Genomic DNA, 17,056 nt, shown 5'->3' on the forward strand with positions numbered 1-17,056 from the left:
ACGCTATCGGCACACAACCGGGCCAATAGTCGGCACGCTTTTCTGATTCTCTGGATAGTCGAACGCAGCCACACAAATACCGTTCTCTGCTGTCACCCGGAGCTGATTGTGCAGCTCAAGCGCATCGAAATAGGTCATGCCATCAAACCCGACAATCGAGTCCTGCCCGGTGCCTGACATTAATCTGACCGGGCTGCCTTCGGCGATGGCTTTGCCTTTAGCGTCAACCAGGCTTATCTGGGCGGCGCGAACCGGCTTGATATCAAAATGCACCAGCGTCCCGGAGCGGTCGGCTGGGGTAGCGTTCAGGCTGACGCTGCGGATCCGCATGTTGGCCGGCAGGTTCATTGGATCGATACTGATCAGGTTGTTCTGGTAGCTGTTGAGCGGCGTCACCAGTAGCCGTCCGCTGCTGTCGCTGTTGCCCACCAGGTTATGCTGCAGCTTGACCGGTACATCGGGAATACCGTCCGTAGAAACCACGGCAAACCCGTTGTTGATCTCCCGGGCGGCAAACACGCCGCCGCCCATCATCACCAGCGACCCCGTCGCCCCCGCATAGCCGTAATTATTGTCTGGAATGCTGCGGAAGCCGGTATATACGCGGCCATAGCGCCCCAGGTAACCCACTTCACCCTGCCCGGTTTGCTGTGAACTTTGCTGGCTGGCGGCCACGTTCCAGCCGACCCCGCCCTCGGACGGTGGATTCTGGCTGGCATTGAGCTGGTAACCCATCTTGTCCCCGGTGCGCTGCACCGTCGCTCCGGCCGTCAGGCTATTGCTGGTACTGACGGTCAGCATCAGGTACACGCTGCGGTCGCGGGTATCATCAATATTCTGGTTAAAGCTGGCGCTTAAGGAGATGTTTTCCGTGATGGGTTTAAACCAGCTGGCGTTGGCGTAGCGAATAGCGCTTTGGTCAGGGTAGCGAAACTGCAGGTAACTCAGACTGAGATTCCCCCCCACGCCAAAGTTATACCCCACCACCGCGCTGCCGCTGAAGGCTGGCGGCGGGGCACCATAGCGTGTGGCAACATCGTGATAGTCGCCGGAGGTGGCCGTGGCGCTGGAGCTAAAGCTGAAGCGCCCGCCGGACCAGCGATAGCCGAGTCCATACAAATAGCCATTCTCCCCGGCATCCGAGCTTGCCGCCAGCGCGGTTGAGATCGTCCCGGACTGGCTCCAGGGGATCCAGTCGCTGCTGACGCCCCCGTTGACCAGGCTGTCGCTGGCCTCCATATGGCCCCCTGCGGTCAGGCTGTTGCTGAAGCCCCGCCGCCAGGTGCCGCTGAGCGCGGGTTCGCTGGCGTAGTCGAAGGAGGAATAGCCGTAGTTTTTTCTGACCACGCCCAGCTCAAGGGACCAGTCCGTGAGCCCTTCCCTAAGCAGGAGCTGATCGTTATAAAAAGAGAAGTTCTGCACGCTGGTTCTGCCCAGGGCATCGGTCATCATCACCTGAGCATTCCCTGCGCCGGTGATGTTTGGCAGCGTATTCAACTGGAAACTGCCCGCCGGAACCTCGCCGTTATAGTATTTAACCCCGTTGACATACAGCTCCACGCTGGAGGGCAGCGTGGCCGACCCCAGAAACGCCGGCAGCGGGGTCGTGGGCATATAAGGGTTGAGGCCAAAATCCGTCCCGATTTTCACCCCGGCAATGCGGGTCTGGCGGGACCATGAAAGCGAACTGGTGAGCGTGTCACCGAGTGTAACCGCCAGCATTTTATCGGGAAAAGAGGAGCGCCAGCTGGTGTCCAGGCGGCTAAAAGACTGATTGCTATTCTGTTCCGTGCTGTAGCGGGTAAGCTGGGTCGAGCTCAGGACGCCTGCCGAATTAAACGCCCGGAACTCACTGAATGTGTTGAAATTGCTGTTCTTGCCGCTGTCGCCGTAGAGATCGTAATTCAGCAACGCCCCAAGGGCATTGTCGGCCTTCGGCGAGGACATATCGGACTGATTGAGCTGGGTGGTTTTCAGATCTAACAGGCTCAGCGGCGCGGTCAACGCCAGGGTTTGTTGCTGCACGTTATAGTCAACTTTGACCTGGGCAATGTCATTCAGGTAATACGGCGGCTGTGCTTTTTCCGGCAGGTGAAATCCCAACTGACGCAGGGCCATCGCGTCGCCGTAGAGTTTTCCCTGCGCGTAGCCAAGATGAACCAGACCCACGGCATTCCCGTTCACCGTCGTGTCCAGATATAAATCCACGCCTACAGGCTGAGCTGTATCATTGCTGGCCGCATTCTGAGGTAAGTCATTATTAGTATTTTGTGCTGCTGTCATGCCTGAGAAAAATAAACCATTAAGCAATACAATATTTACCAAAGAATATGGCCAGTCATAGATTTTGTTCTGTTTTTTGACCATTGATAGTGACTTCAACCTTTCCACTGTGATAAGCATCACTGGCAGACGAAGATATTATCCACCGCATAGTTGAACCGGGAAGAACATAACCTAACAGACCTGGCGTAATCGTTTTTCGCGCGCCATTAGCCTGAATAAATGTCATGGCAGAAAGCTGGGCGTGGCTGTTTCCCTGATTACTCACGTCGACAAATGTTTTGCCATCGGTTTGCACCAATGCCCATTTCAGTTTTGCAGTGTTTTCAGCCTGCCCCACAGGCTGCAAAAACACCGGGACGGAATAGCGCATAACATACTGAATAGTATTTTTCTGCACTTTGGCAGGCGGCAACTCATCAATAAACAAGCGATAGGCCTGTTCCACCTGATTGGTGGCAGGCGTCGTGCGGATCACGCGGACAAGCTGGCGCTCCCCGGCGGGCAGCGTCACGATGGGAGGGCTAATGACCAGCCCCTGAGAGGTTGACAGCCTGTCGGCATTGCCGCTTTGCTGCCAGTTGAAAACCCGTACCTGTGCGTTGAGCGGCGCAGCCCCTTCATTACTTAACCAGATACCATCCGCATTTTGTGCGGCGCTCAACGTCAGGTTAACCGGCGATATCTGCAGGCCACCGGCTAGCGCATTTTGTCCCACGGCCAGCGCCAGCAACAGGCATGCGCAGGCCGGGCGTCCGCCTAATTTCATTTTCATCCGTTGCCCTGAAATCAGTAGTTAACGTTGACGGTCACAGTATCCGCATAGCTGTCTGGCGTGTAGTTGGCGCTCGCCGCAGTGGCATAAACCGTATACGAGATAGCCAGCCCGGTGCCCAGGCCCGCCACGCCGTTACCCACCGTCGTTGTGGTGGCGGTGTTACCCCAAACTGGCCCGGTGGCCGAGGTTTGGTTCAGCTGATAAGGGACTTTGTCGGTGTTGGTGGCGAAGTTAAGCACGGACGACATGGCTCCCGAACCGGTGGTGGTGCCACCGTTGGCTGCAGAAGGCGCAAGCCCGATAAAATAGGGCGTTGCCTTGGAGCAGTTCACGGTGAATGTATTACTTTGCGAGGTGTTTACTGCGCTGGCGGCAACCGACCCGAGGTTAATATTCGAGGCTGCCCCCGCCGTTACTGTACAGGACTTTGTAATCGTAATGAGGACCTGAAATGTACCGTTTGCCACCGCCGCATTAGCCGATGGAATAACCGCAAACGCAGTACAAGAGAGAATTAAGCGTGCTGCAGTGGCTGAATTCATATCCTTACCCTCATTCAAATGACTCAATCATACTTCGTGAATACACAACGAAGCGGCACGGGATGATTTAACGCTAGTCTATATTCCGCTTTAATAAAGAAGGCGGACGCCATAACTTGTCTTTTATATAATTCGTCATGAAGCCAAATGGCTGCCCATCAGATATTGTGCATGCTGCATAAAAAATCATTTTGCCCACAAATAACCCCAATCGTTCATTTATCAAGCAAGCAAAACGGTTTCTGGCCGCAACCTTTATGGGCCTGTCGGTAAGAAAAAAATCAGTACGTTACGCCATCACTTAGTTGAAATTTAGTTTAGAGAATGGGAAATAACCAGACCACGTCAAAAAATTCATTCAGAAGGACAATTGACACATTATTATCAATAAAAACAATGCGTTAAATGCAAAACACCTTACATCACTGCAAAGCGAAAAGAATATATCCGTCATTTTGTGACAGTCATCACAAATAATGATTAAGTGCTGCTTAATTAACAATTAACAGAATTTATAAAAAAGAGTTGTATATCGGCGCAGTTTGATTCAATTTATGCTCCGCGCATTTACGGCCCGGAAACAATAATTATATAAGGGTCAGTAAGTTACAAAAAAACACACATTAACTACAGTCAACTACGGGGTTACTAAGTCAGTGGCAAGTTCAAACAAACTCACGCTATTCATCATTTTGTTCATGATAGCGGGGATCTTCACCGGTGCGGCCATCCACGAATACGCCGCCGCCGACGTCATCAAAGGCTACGCCGATAACATCACGCTGTTTACCGATATCTTCCTGCGCCTGATCAAGATGGTGATTGCGCCGTTGGTCTTCAGCACCCTGACGGTCGGTATCATGAAGCTCGGCGAAACCTCCACCATTGGCCGCGTAGGCGGTAAGGCAATGGTCTGGTTTGTCTCTTCTTCCGTGCTGTCTATTCTGGTCGGCCTGTTTATTGTCACCCTGGAGCATCCGGGTGCGGGCATGAACCTGGAAGTGCCAGCCGAAGCCGTGCAGACCGGCCTGGCCGTCAGCGGAATGACGCTGAAAGCCTTTATTTCCCATACCATCCCAACCAGCATTGCCGGGGCAATGTCGGACAACGAGATCCTGCAGATTGTGGTGTTCTCGATGTTCTTTGGTATTGCCGGCGCGTCTTTGGGCGAGAAATTTAACGCCCCGTTGGTGAGCGCGCTGGACGTTGTCTCCCACATCATGCTGAAAGTGACCGGCTACGTGATGTATGTCGCGCCGCTGGCTATCTTCGCCGCCATCTCTTCGGTGATTGCCACCCAGGGTCTGGGCATTCTGCTCAACTACGCTTCGTTTATCGGCGGCTACTATGTGGCTATCGTGCTCACCTGCATCGTGCTGATTAGCGTGGGTTACATGGTGCTGAAGCGTGATGTGTTCCGCCTGCTGGCGATGCTGAAAGATCCCGTTCTGGTGGCCTTTACCACCAGCAGCTCTGAAGCGGCCTATCCGAAAACGCTGGACCAACTGACCCGCTTTGGCTGTTCCCGCAACATCGCTTCGTTTGTGCTGCCGATCGGTTACTCCTTTAACCTGGTAGGGTCGATGGTCTACTGCTCCTTTGCGTCCATGTTTATTGCCCAGGCTTATAACGTGCATCTCTCCTTCTCTGAGATTGCCGTGCTGATGCTGACGCTGATGCTGGCGTCCAAAGGGATTGCCGGCGTGCCGCGCTCCGCGCTGGTTGTGCTGGCGGCAACAATTCCAAGCTTCAATATTCCGGTAGCGGGCATCCTGCTGTTGATGGGGATTGACCACTTCCTGGATATGGGCCGCTCGGCGATCAACGTGCTGGGCAACGGCGTGGCAACCGCGATGCTGTCCAAGAACGAAGGCATGCTGGAAGAAACCGGCACCGTGCCGGTGGAAGAAGTTAAGGCATAAAAAAAGGGCTACCCTCGGGTAGCCCTTATCGCAAGCCGGCGATGTCTGGCAAACGAAGCAATACCAGATTCCACCAATAAATATGCTGGAAAATCACTTTGTGATTTTCGGCTGATAACCACACAGAGGGAAAAACCACGCTTTTTCCCTCTGTGTAAAACAATAAAAGAGCTACCCTAGGGTAGCCCTTCTTATTTTTAGCAAACCGGATTAAGCGACCGCAGAATCCAGCAGCTCCATCTCTTCGCTGTTCAGCAGCTTCTCAATGTTCACCAGAATCAGCATACGTTCACCCAGCGCGCCCAGGCCCGTCAGGTATTCAGTTGACAGAGTGACAGCGAACTCTGGCGCAGGACGAATCTGATCCGCCGTCAGCGACAGCACATCGGACACGCCGTCAACCACAATCCCGACCACGCGTTTTTCCAGGTTCAGCACGATAACCACGGTATTGTCGTTATATTCGACGCCATCCTGTTCGAACTTCAGGCGCAGGTCGATAATCGGCACGATCACGCCGCGCAGGTTGGTGACGCCTTTAATAAAAGCAGGCGTGTTCGCGATGCGCGTCACCTGATCGTAACCGCGGATCTCCTGCACCTTCAGGATATCAATGCCGTACTCTTCAGCGCCGAGGGTGAACACCAGAAACTCCTGGCCTACGTTTTCCCCGGTCAGTTTTGTCACATTCGTTAGTGCAGTCATTTGCGTACCTATTCTTTTAAGCGGTTAATCAGGCGACGGTTAGCGCCAGACGTTGTTCACGGTTTAGCCCCTGCAGCGCAGAAACATCGACGATCAGCGCCACGCTGCCGTCACCCAAAATGGTGGCTGCAGAAATGCCCGGCACCTTGCGGTAGTTGCTTTCCAGGTTTTTCACCACCACCTGATGCTGGCCAATCAGCTGGTCGACCAGCAGCGCATAGCGGCGTCCGGCACTTTGCAGGATCACAACGATGCCCTGTGTGGCTTCAGTTTTTGCGCCCTGAACGTCAAAGACTTTCCACAGCTCAACCAGCGGCAGATATTCCCCACGCACTTCCAGAACGCGTTCGCCGCCCGCCAGCGGGTGAAGATCTTCTTCCTGCGGCTGCAGGGATTCCATCACCGCGTTCAGCGGCAGGATAAAGACTTCGTCGCTCACTTTAACCGACATGCCATCGAGGATAGCGAGCGTCAGCGGCAGCAGAATGCGAATGGTCGTCCCTGCTCCGGCTTTCGACTGGATTTCGACGTGGCCGCCCATCTCCTGGATGTTACGTTTCACCACGTCCATGCCCACGCCACGGCCAGACACGTCGGTGACTTGCTCGGCGGTGGAGAAGCCCGGCGCGAAGATCAGCATCCCGACTTCGTCGTCGGTCATGCTTTCACTGACCGGCATCCCCTGGGAAATCGCCTTCGCCAGAATACGCTCGCGGTTGAGCCCTGCCCCGTCGTCGGTCACTTCGATACAGATATTGCCGCCCTGATGTTCCGCAGACAGGATCAGGTTCCCGACTTCGGACTTCCCTGCCGCCCGGCGTTTTTCCGGCGACTCGATACCGTGATCAAGGCTGTTGCGTACCAGGTGCGTTAGCGGGTCGATAATGCGTTCAATGAGGCTCTTATCCAGCTCGGTGGAGCTGCCCATCAGCGTCAGTTCCACCTGCTTGTTAAGCTTCCCGGCCAGATCGCGGACCAGACGCGGGAAGCGGCTGAAGACGTATTCCATCGGCATCATGCGGATAGACATCACCGATTCCTGGAGGTCGCGCGCGTTACGCTGCAGCTGCCCCATGCTGGTGATCAAATCCCCGTGGTTGACCGGGTCGAGCTCGTTAGAACGCTGGGCCAGCATGGACTGGGTGATCACCAGTTCACCAACCAGGTTAATCAGTTGGTCAACTTTCTCTACCGCCACGCGGATACTGGTCGATTCAGATGCGCGAGCGGCAGGTTTATCGCGCTCAACGCGCCCTGTCGCAGGGGTCAGCGGCTCAGGCAGGCCCGCTTTTTGCACGGCGACAGCCGTTTGAGCAGGTGCCTCAGGCACCGCCACCGAAGTGGTTTCTGCCACCGCTGGCGCGCTGGCTGCGGTAACCGGCACAAAGCTGATTTGCTCAGGCTCAATCACGAAGCAAAGTACGGCCGTAATATCGTCTTCACTGACGCTGGTTTCCAGCGTGGCCGTTACGGAAGCGGCGTCTTTGACCACCTCGCTCAGGGTGCCCAGGTTCCCCAGCTCTTCGAGCATCAGGTCACGTTCAGCTTCTTTCAGGCCGTCAATCACCACGCGCAGCCTGCCGCCGTTGTCGGCAGGCGCGGACTCAGGCTGTTCGGTTTCTACCACGGAGAGTTTGGCCGGCGCCGATGGTGCCTCGCCTTTGGCTTCCAGGGCCAGCTGACGCAGCGCTTTGCAGATATAGTCGAAGCTTGCGGCATCCGGCTCTTCAGAATTTTTATAGGCGTCCAGCTGTTCCTGCATAATATCCTTGGTTTCCAAAAACAGGTTGATGATATCGGTGTTGAGCTGCATCTCACCGCGCCGCGCTTCGTCGAGCAGGTTCTCCATCAGGTGGGTCGTTTCCTGCAGGATGGAGAAGCCAAACGTACCGGCCCCGCCCTTGATGGAGTGGGCCGCACGGAAAATAGCGTTCAACTGTTCAGAATCCGGCGCCTCAGGCACCAAATCCAGGAGATGCTGCTCCATATCGGCCAACAGCTCGTCGGCTTCGTCAAAAAATGTCTGGTAAAAATCGCTAATATCCATGCTCACGCTATCACCTCGTGCCTGGTTGTGGCGCAACTGTGTTATTCGCCGGAGCCGCCGTAGGATCCTGCTGCAGAACGCTGAGAGGCTGGTTCTCGCTCTCGGAGTTCTCATGCATGATGGCGTCTTCGGTCTGTTTATTAAGCACCAGCAAACTGATGCGACGGTTAATGGCGTCCCCGCCTCCACGTTTGGAGAGGCTCATCTGCGAGGACATCCCGATGACGCGCAGCACTTTGCCGTCGTCGAGGCCGCCGGCGACCAGCTCACGGCGGGAAGCATTCGCGCGGTCGGCGGAAAGCTCCCAGTTGCTGTAGCCGCGCTCGCCGTTGGCATAAGGCAGGTCATCGGTATGGCCGGACAGACTGATCTTGTTAGGAATACCGTTCAGCACCGGGGCGATTTTGCGCAGGATGTCGCGCATGTAAGGCTCCACTTCCGCACTGCCGTTTTTAAACATCGGGCGGTTCTGGCTGTCGATAATCTGAATACGCAACCCTTCCTGAACCAGGTCGATTTGCAGGTGTGGGCGTAGCGCACGCAGCTTCGGGTCTGACTCAATAAGCTGGTCCAGATCCCCTTTGATGCGCTTCAGGCGGTTGGCTTCCATGCGCTTGCGCAGCTCTTCAATGTTGGGCTGTTTTTTCACTTCGCCCTGCTGCTGGGTGACGTCATCGCCCCCGCCCGGAATAGGACTTTCGCTGTCGGCGATACGCTGGCCCCCGGTAATGGCCTGCGCCAGCGGGGTGCGGAAGTAGTCAGCAATTTGCGCCAGCTCTTTCGGGCTGGAGATGGAAATCAGCCACATGACCAGGAAGAAAGCCATCATCGCGGTCATGAAGTCCGCGTAGGCAATTTTCCAGGAGCCGTGGGCCGCCCCGCCGTGTCCCTTGTGCTTGCGGCGCTTTACGACAACGATGGGATGGGCCTGATTCTTCATACTTCTTCTTCCGTCGCGCGCTGCGCGTTCGGGGAACGTACCGCTCTGACGTGCTCTTCCAGTTCAATGAACGATGGGCGCTCGCTGGAGTAAAGCGTTTTACGGCCAAATTCCACCGCGATTGGCGGGGCATAACCGTTGAGGCTGGAGAGTAAAGTGACCTTCACGCACTGCATCATTTTGGTGGTTTCAGCACTTTTTTGGCGCAGCACGCTCGCTAATGGGGAAATAAAACCATAGGCCAGTAAAATACCGAGGAAAGTACCCACCATAGCGTGCGCAATTAATGCGCCTAATTCCGCAGCGGGACGGTCGGCGGATGCCAAAGCGTGCACAACCCCCATTACCGCAGCAACGATACCGAAGGCTGGTAATGAATCCCCCATTAACGCAAGGCTGTTGGCCGGTATTTCCGCTTCGCTTTCATGGGTCTCGATTTCTTCATCCATCAGCGCTTCAATTTCGAATGTATTCATATTTCCGCTGATGATTAAACGCAAATAATCGACAATAAAATCAAGCATCATGGTGTCCGCTAAAATACGCGGATAGCTGGCAAAGATTTCGCTTTCTTTAGGGTTTTCGATGTCTCTTTCGAGTGAAAACATACCCTGCTGACGCGACTTAGCCATCAGACGATAAAGCAATGCCATCAAATCCATATACATGCTTTTGGTATATTTTGAGCGTCGGAAGAGCAGCGGCAGCGCTTTTAAGGTGCCCTTAATCGCCTTGCCGTTATTCCCTACAATGAACGCCCCAATACCCGCCCCACCAATGATCACAAATTCAGCAGGTTGATAAAGTGCGCCAAGGTGGCCGCCGGTCAACATGTAACCGCCGAACACTGTCCCTAAAACAACCAGGTAACCTATTAAAATCAGCACGAGATCATCCTTACGCCGTTGAGTGTAGCGAGGATGCCCAGGAGGCAGGTGCAGCGTCGTGTTTGGGCATAAAAAAAGCAGCGGTAATCACTCACCGCTGCTGGAATACGCAAACACAGAATCTGTTACACAGCCTGTTCCACCTGGTCATCCAGCAGTTGTGGAATAATATCGGCAGCATTCTGGGAAAGTTTACGTCTTTTTACCGCCCTCGATGGCGGCTGGCACAGACTGCAGGCAAAGCTGCCGACCGGCTGATGTGCGTGGGTAATAAAATTGCCCCCACAGCAGTTGCACTGGCTCAGCTGGAGCATGCCGCTCTCAACAAAACGCACCAGCGTCCAGGCGCGAGTCAGCGCCAATAGCGGGCCGTCTGACTGGGAAGGACATTGTTCAAGGTAGAGCCGATAGGCCTTAATCACCGCATCAACGCCGGTGCAGAGCCCACTACGAAGTAAAAACTGCCAGGCATTACAGAACATGGAAGCATGAATATTTTGCTCCCAGGTCATAAACCAATCAGTAGAGAAAGGCAGCATCCCTTTTGGAGGAGGACTTCCACGGAGTTCTTTGTAGAGTTTGATCAGGCGACCACGGCTCAACTGCGTTTCGCTTTCCAGCATTTGCAATCGGGCACCCAGTGTTATCAGCTCCATAGCGAGCTGAATGTCGCGAGCTTCCTGGACAATACTTTTCTCGCTCATTTGTTATGCCCTTTTTTTCTTAGGTGCCTCGGCAGGCGACGACACCTCACTCAATAAACGGGTCGATAACAAAATACCGGTATGAATTTGCTGTAAATCATCCACACGGGAGTCTTGTGTTAAGCGCGTAATTGCCTGACTTTCGCTAAAACGGAACTGACAAACTAATTGGTTAGTTTCTGCCAATTTCACCATCTGGGGCAACGTGAGTTCCCCTAACGTATTTGCCATATCTTCAGCGATACCTAAGCGAAACATAGCCGAAGCTTTGTCCTGACTAATAAGACGCTGTGCAAGCAATAAGTACGACAAATTGATGTCGTAAATATGTTTTAGCAACTCGGAAGTATGCATTTTTTCCATCCCGAATAACCAACTATTATTGTATGCGGCCCAGCCTAAATATGTCGGATGACAGTAACGTGTCAGCGCGAGTAAATTCTCCAGAAACTTACGGTTGTAAGAAGCCGAAGCGCATCTGTCGCGCCATTACTGTTTTCTGAACTATTAGGGGGTTGTTACCGCACCCCGCGATGTCGCCGGGTTGCCCCGGTTAAATTAAAACAATCGTTACGGCCAAAATGCACGGATAAATCTTCAGCCCTGACTCAGCCCCTCCGCATCCCACGTAGAAGCCATTTCCCTGACAGAGCCCGAACGCCTGTTGTCGTTCATCATTTTATTACAAAAAACTAAGATTTTTCCTAATTCGGGCAAACTCTACTCGCAGCCCCTGGCACATACAATGCGGCCACCTGCGATTTTGGAATTTATGTGACGCAGATCACATAAATACATCATCCTTCGGAGTGAAAAGCATCAGAATCGCTTTTCATTTGCTTACTTTTTCATCTGATTAAGAATTTTACCGAAGCCGGCAGACGAATAGTGACACTGAAAGATCACAACTCCATGAGTTGTCATTGCTTTTTATCTGATACTGGCGGCCAGGAATGCCTGAGCGATCACACTTTATGAAAGCCGTTAAGAGTAATCTGCTGTTATTCATAGACTTAAGTGAAATTATAGCGGCATTTTAACCGAGCGTTATGATTTCAAAAGCGTCAGCTACCGAAAGTTATCACTCGATCCAGGTTCTCAAATTAATCCGTTCGTCTGATGGAAAATTTTCACATTTCGTCTACGAAACAATGTTGCAAATTCGTTTCATAAGAATAACTAAACAATTTCTATGAGTGGCTTCACATTTCGCACCGCTGTACGCGTTGCGCCTGAGTCACAAGTGGTGTAAGAAAATGTTAACAATTCACACTAAATGTGGAGGGGTTATATGAGCTATCGTCATGTGCTGGTTGCCGTTGCTATCACGCCTGAAAGCCATCGTCTGGTGCAAAAGGCCGTCTCCATCGTCAAACCCGTCAACGGCAAAATTACGCTGGTCACGCTCGCGTCCGATCCCGAACTGTATAACCAGCTTGCCGCCCCAATGCTGGAAAACCTCCGCGATCTGATGCTGGAAGAAACCCATCTTTTTCTCGCTGAGCTGAAAGAGAAAGCGCAATATCCTGTTGAAAAGGTAATTATTTCCACAGGGGAACTAAGCGAGCACATTCTGGAAATTTGTGAAAAACAGGACGTTGATTTGGTGCTTTGCGGTAATCACAATCAGAGTTTCTTTGGCAAGGTTATGTGCTCAGCCAAGGCCGTGGTGGCGTCAAGCCAGGTTGATGTACTGCTGGTCCCGCTTTAATCGCCTCCCCCGACAGAAAGCGGAGCCAGCTCCGCTTTTTCGGCCTCAACTCAACCACCGCTTTGATTATTCCATAGCGACTAATCACGCTTTTTTCTGAAAAATTAACTTTTTATCCTGCATTTTAGCGACTGCCTTCATTAACAAGGAAGACGCTCATGCGCGCGGCAGGATTTTTGGATTGCGCCGGATCTGCGGCTGCGTGGTTTCTGGCTGGAGATGCCTCAACGGAAGGATGCAGACGGCTGTTAACCGTACATTATTGCCAACAGCGCCATCTTTGGCTGCGTCAGGTAAAAAAATCAATTCATTAGCCGTATCAGCGGATCCTGCTGCATTTCCCCTCCTGGATTTGATTATTTTTTATACCGAAGTATTTTTCTTGCACAACAGCGGCCTGGCTCACAGAACGCCTCTCGAACTCTGCGAGCGCAAATTTTGTTTTAAACCCAGATGACAACATTCCCACCCAGGAGACAGAAACCGCAAACATGACCTCAACACATACAAACAGACAACATTAAAACCACCCCAAAAATCAAAAATGATACACATTAAAAACAATTCACGGACTGAACAAACCTCATTTCTGATATAAAGCAAGACAGGGATAAAAAGAAAAAACCGATAAATATATTTTATATTAAATACAGTATGTTACGAAAAATCAAAAGATGGATAACTTCATGATCTTTTTATCTTAAAGAAAATCAAAAAAAAATAAAAATAGGCTGAATTAGGACTTTTCTCATCCGTGATAGCGGCGTATGTTTATTTCACCTCTTCATAAAAGTGCTCATGAAATAAGGATATTTATATGCCCACTGCCAGCATGATCCAGAAACTTAATGCGCAAATTAATCGTGAATTCTATGCCTCCCATCTGTGTCTCCACCTGAGCGCCTGGTGCGCCAAACACAGCCTGACGGGGAGTGCGAATTTTTTACGTAGTCAGGCACAAAACAATGTGACCCACATGATGCGGGTCTTTAATTTTATGAAGCAGTCCGGCGGTATGCCCAGCGTCGGCACTATGTCCCCGCCTGACTGCCACTGCCTGACGCTGGAAGAGCTTTTTCAACAAACGCTGGATGATTACCATCTCCGACATGAAACGCTGACCGCGCTTAAGGAAGAAGCTAAAGCCGTCAATGCCGGTAGAGTCGTCAGTTTTTTAATGGCGCTAGGCTTAGAACAGGATCGGGAGGGAGAGCGGCTGAAAACGATTCTCGAAGAGGTCCGGGATGCCAACAAGGCAGGCCTGTGCATGAGCCAGACCGACAGGCGCGTACTCAGTTTTGTCGAACGAGACTATCACTGAGCAGCCCCGACTCAGATAAAAAGCACCGCAACTGGGCGGTGCTTTTGCTTTCTGGCAGCGGATAAAAACTTCAGTGCGCTTCTTTTTGCTGCGTAAATTTCAGCTCAATCAGTGCGATGGCTTTTTGAATCGCCCGGCGCGTGACCGGATCAACGGCCGCAGGATGGGTAGTAAAATCGATGGTTTTCAGCTGTTCCGCCATCTTGTCGCGGACTTCAACGGGCGCAATCACATCAATCACGTCGAGAATTTGTTTAATCACTAACTGGCACGCCACGACGTCGGAAACCAGTTCCTGATCGGCAGAGAGTTGTTCGGCCATTTTAATCTCCTGTTTTATTTGCGCGACAGTCTACCTGCGCGCCTCTGCACGAGGCAACAGCCCATTCGCTGGAAGAGCGGTGAAGCGGGAGCAAAATGCCCCCGCCGACTCATTTTTCGAACTGCCAGCAGGCCACGCGGTGACCCGGCGAGATCTCCTGCATTCGGGGAGGTTGCTGGTGACATTGGCCCATTGCTCGCGGGCAGCGGGTGGCAAACTTGCAGCCAACGCTTTCCCCCGTATCACCGCCGATTTCGCCTTTTAGCCCACCCTGTTCCAGCATCTGAACATGCGGGTCTGCAATGGGAATAGACGCGAGCAGCGCGCGAGTGTAGGGATGAGCGGGCTGGCTATACAGCGTTTCCGCAGGCGCCTCCTCCACCAGAGAACCAAGATACATTACCCCGATTCGGTCAGAAATGTGGCGAACCATAGACAAATCGTGGGCAATAAACAAATACGTCAGCCCAAATGTCTGCTGCAGATCCTGCAAAATATTCACCACCTGTGCCTGCACAGAGACATCGAGGGCCGACAGCGGCTCATCGCAAAGAATAAATTCGGGATTCACCGCCAGCGCCCGGGCAATGCTGATTCGCTGCCGCTGGCCGCCGCTGAACTCATGGGGAAAGCGGTCCAGGTGCTCCTGATTTAATCCCACCTGCCCGAGCAGCTCCAGAGTGCGGGCTTTCCGCCGTGCCGCATCATAACCGTGAATACGCATTGGCTCAGCGATCAGCTGCGCCACCGTCATGCCGGGATTTAGCGACGAATAGGGATCCTGGAAAACGGCCTGCATCCGGCGGCGGATAGGCTTTAGCTGACGTTCGTTAAGCGCCGCAATATTTTGCCCGTCGAACTCAATTTCGCCGTCGGTCACCTCGAACAGCCGCAATAAGCTTCGCCCTAGCGTCGACTTCCCGCAGCCGGACTCCCCCACCAGGCCATAAGTTTCCCCCGGAAAAACATCGAAGCTCACGCCATCCACGGCTTTTACCGTGGTCCCCGGCCCGAACCAGCCCCGATTAGCGGTGAAATGTTTGTGCAGATTACGCACGCGAATCAAAGGAGTGATGTCAGGCATGAGCGGCCTCTTTTTTCCACAGCCAGCAGTTGACTTCATGGCCGTCGGCGAGCGTGTGTTTGGGTGCTGCCGTGTCGCAAATGGCCATGCGCTGCGGGCAACGAGCGGCGAAAGGACAGCCGGGCGGCGGATTGAGCAGACCCGGCGGGCTACCCTCAATCGGCGACAAGCGCGCTTCGCTGCCGTCAGGGCGAGGCAACGAAGCCAGCAAACCACGCGTGTAGGGATGGGCGGGCCGATAAAAAATCGCCTCAACGCTGCCCTGCTCCATCACCAGCCCACCGTACATCACCACCACCCGGGAACAGACTTGCGCCACCACGCCCAGGTCGTGAGTGATCAGTAAGATAGCGGTGTCCGTCTGCTGCTGAAGGTGTTTCAGCAGGCGCAGAATTTGCGCCTGAATGGTCACGTCCAGCGCGGTCGTCGGCTCGTCGGCAATCAGCAATGACGGATGGCACGACAGCGCGATCGCGATCATCACCCGCTGGCGCATTCCGCCGCTAAACTCGTGTGGATACTGGTCATAGCGTTTTTCCGGCTGGCTGATGCCCACCTGCCCTAGCATCGCTATGGCCTTCTCTTTCGCCGCCTTCTTACTCAAACTCTGGTGGCGAATAAGGATCTCACTCATTTGTCGCCCGATGGTCAGCACCGGATTTAACGCCGTCATCGGATCCTGGAAAATCATCGCGATTTCGCTGCCGCGCAGGTGGCGCATTTGCTCCGCCGTTTTACGCGCCAGGTCTTCTCCCTGAAAACGGATATGGCCTCCCACCACCTTGCCATGGCTGCCCAGCAAATTGATCACCGATTTACAGGTAACGCTTTTGCCGCAGCCGGACTCGCCCACAATACCCACCACTTCCCCCCGCTGCACGCTGAAGGTGACGCCGCGTACCGCCTGTACTTCACCCTCGCGGGTAAAGAAAGAGGTTTTCAGGTTTTCAATTTCCAGCAAATTACGCATCGCGATTTGCCCCTGGCTCAAAAGCGGTACGGAACACATCGCCCAGCACGTTAAAACTCAGCACCGTCAGCAGGATCAGCCCCCCCGGGAACATGGCAAGCCAGGAGGCTTCGCCGATGTAGGACTGAGCGTTATTCAGCATGCTGCCCCAGGAGGCATCCGGCTGCTGCACGCCGAGACCAAGAAAACTCAATGTTGACTCCATTAAAATCGCCGAGGCGATATTCAAAGTGGCCGCCACAATAATCGTCGGCAAAATATTCGGAATAATGTGCCGGGCGATAATCCTCAGCGGATGCTCCCCGGACGCCCGGGCATAAATCACGTATTCCCGCTCTTTCAGCGTCAACGTTTCTGCCCGCACCAGTCGCGACATATTCATCCAGGTCAGCGCGCTGATAATCAGAATGATGTTAGCGATGCCGGGCTTCAGGTAAGCATTGAGCACCAGCAGCAGGAAAAAAGCCGGGATCGCCATTAAAATGTCCACCAGTCTCATCAGCAGGTTATCAACTTTGCCGCCAAAGTAGCCGCTGACGGTGCCCACCAGCGTGCCAATCAGCGTGGAAAACAGCATGGCTAAAAACCCGACCATCAGGGAGATTTGCCCGCCATAAAGTGCGCGGGTGAAGTAGTCCCGGCCATATTCATCCGTGCCAAACCAGTGGCTGACATCCGGCGGCAGCATCCTTCCCTGAAGCGACATTTGATTAGGGTCCCACGGACTTAAAAAAGCCGATAATGAAGCCAGCGCAAAAATCACCAGTACCGCCAGAGAAAGCTGCGCGGGGCGGCTGCGTTTCAGGCCCTGTTTAACCTGATTCCATCTTCTGCTCATGG

The 17,056-nt window shown here is 53.3% G+C and carries 16 protein-coding genes; 3 read left to right on the plus strand and 13 right to left on the minus strand.

Going from position 1 to position 17,056, the window contains the following annotated elements:
* Positions 1-3: 3 nt before the first annotated feature.
* The 3 genes from AAIE02_RS09395 to AAIE02_RS09405 are packed head-to-tail and all read right to left on the minus strand — an operon-like array spanning position 4 to position 3,603.
* A complete protein-coding gene (locus AAIE02_RS09395; RefSeq protein WP_498532422.1) occupies positions 4-2,283 on the minus strand; it encodes a fimbria/pilus outer membrane usher protein in 2,280 nt (759 codons plus the stop codon).
* A gap of 55 nt (positions 2,284-2,338) precedes the next feature.
* Positions 2,339-3,058 carry a fimbrial biogenesis chaperone gene (locus tag AAIE02_RS09400; RefSeq protein ID WP_498532423.1) on the minus strand — a complete coding sequence of 240 codons (720 nt, stop codon included), beginning with the start codon at positions 3,056-3,058 and terminating at the stop codon, positions 2,339-2,341.
* A gap of 14 nt (positions 3,059-3,072) precedes the next feature.
* A complete protein-coding gene (locus AAIE02_RS09405) occupies positions 3,073-3,603 on the minus strand; it encodes a Csu type fimbrial protein (protein WP_008453886.1) in 531 nt (176 codons plus the stop codon).
* Positions 3,604-4,259: 656 nt separating this feature from the next.
* Here AAIE02_RS09405 and AAIE02_RS09410 point away from each other — a divergent pair.
* Complete coding sequence (locus AAIE02_RS09410) at positions 4,260-5,525, plus strand: dicarboxylate/amino acid:cation symporter (protein ID WP_008453884.1); 1,266 nt, start codon at positions 4,260-4,262, stop codon at positions 5,523-5,525.
* 210 nt (positions 5,526-5,735) lie between these two features.
* Here AAIE02_RS09410 and cheW read toward each other — a convergent pair whose 3' ends face one another.
* From cheW to flhD, 6 genes are all read right to left on the minus strand, one after another.
* Entirely contained in the window at positions 5,736-6,230 is a 495-nt protein-coding gene (gene cheW / locus AAIE02_RS09415; protein WP_008453882.1) for a chemotaxis protein CheW, read from the minus strand.
* A gap of 28 nt (positions 6,231-6,258) precedes the next feature.
* Positions 6,259-8,277: a chemotaxis protein CheA gene (gene cheA / locus AAIE02_RS09420; protein ID WP_205246396.1), complete on the minus strand. Its 2,019-nt coding sequence runs from the start codon at positions 8,275-8,277 to the stop codon at positions 6,259-6,261.
* A 10-nt stretch (positions 8,278-8,287) separates the two neighbouring features.
* On the minus strand, positions 8,288-9,217 hold the full coding sequence (motB, locus tag AAIE02_RS09425) for a flagellar motor protein MotB (protein ID WP_008453876.1): 930 nt from the start codon (positions 9,215-9,217) through the stop codon (positions 8,288-8,290).
* Positions 9,214-10,104 carry a flagellar motor stator protein MotA gene (gene motA / locus AAIE02_RS09430; protein WP_008453872.1) on the minus strand — a complete coding sequence of 297 codons (891 nt, stop codon included), beginning with the start codon at positions 10,102-10,104 and terminating at the stop codon, positions 9,214-9,216. Before motA ends, motB begins: the two co-directional genes overlap by 4 nt.
* A gap of 125 nt (positions 10,105-10,229) precedes the next feature.
* Complete coding sequence (gene flhC, locus AAIE02_RS09435; RefSeq protein ID WP_039294634.1) at positions 10,230-10,808, minus strand: flagellar transcriptional regulator FlhC; 579 nt, start codon at positions 10,806-10,808, stop codon at positions 10,230-10,232.
* A 3-nt stretch (positions 10,809-10,811) separates the two neighbouring features.
* Complete coding sequence (gene flhD, locus AAIE02_RS09440) at positions 10,812-11,162, minus strand: flagellar transcriptional regulator FlhD (protein ID WP_008453867.1); 351 nt, start codon at positions 11,160-11,162, stop codon at positions 10,812-10,814.
* Positions 11,163-12,099: 937 nt separating this feature from the next.
* Here flhD and uspC point away from each other — a divergent pair.
* Together uspC and AAIE02_RS09450 are read left to right on the plus strand one after the other, a co-directional pair.
* Complete coding sequence (gene uspC / locus AAIE02_RS09445) at positions 12,100-12,519, plus strand: universal stress protein UspC (RefSeq protein ID WP_498532424.1); 420 nt, start codon at positions 12,100-12,102, stop codon at positions 12,517-12,519.
* Positions 12,520-13,336: 817 nt separating this feature from the next.
* Positions 13,337-13,840: a non-heme ferritin-like protein gene (locus AAIE02_RS09450; protein ID WP_008453865.1), complete on the plus strand. Its 504-nt coding sequence runs from the start codon at positions 13,337-13,339 to the stop codon at positions 13,838-13,840.
* 70 nt (positions 13,841-13,910) lie between these two features.
* Here the strand turns inward: AAIE02_RS09450 and AAIE02_RS09455 are convergent, their stop codons facing one another.
* From AAIE02_RS09455 to AAIE02_RS09470, 4 genes are all read right to left on the minus strand, one after another.
* A complete protein-coding gene (locus AAIE02_RS09455) occupies positions 13,911-14,162 on the minus strand; it encodes a DUF2766 family protein (protein WP_008453864.1) in 252 nt (83 codons plus the stop codon).
* A 109-nt stretch (positions 14,163-14,271) separates the two neighbouring features.
* Entirely contained in the window at positions 14,272-15,246 is a 975-nt protein-coding gene (locus AAIE02_RS09460; RefSeq protein ID WP_336818051.1) for an ABC transporter ATP-binding protein, read from the minus strand.
* On the minus strand, positions 15,239-16,216 hold the full coding sequence (locus AAIE02_RS09465) for an ABC transporter ATP-binding protein (RefSeq protein WP_008453861.1): 978 nt from the start codon (positions 16,214-16,216) through the stop codon (positions 15,239-15,241). The genes AAIE02_RS09460 and AAIE02_RS09465 overlap by 8 nt, the downstream gene beginning before the upstream one ends.
* Positions 16,209-17,054, minus strand: a complete 846-nt coding sequence (locus tag AAIE02_RS09470; protein ID WP_498532425.1) for an ABC transporter permease — start codon at positions 17,052-17,054, stop codon at positions 16,209-16,211. The genes AAIE02_RS09465 and AAIE02_RS09470 overlap by 8 nt, the downstream gene beginning before the upstream one ends.
* Positions 17,055-17,056 lie beyond the last annotated feature (2 nt).

Source organism: Cedecea sp. Ae19-4 (assembly GCF_059801165.1).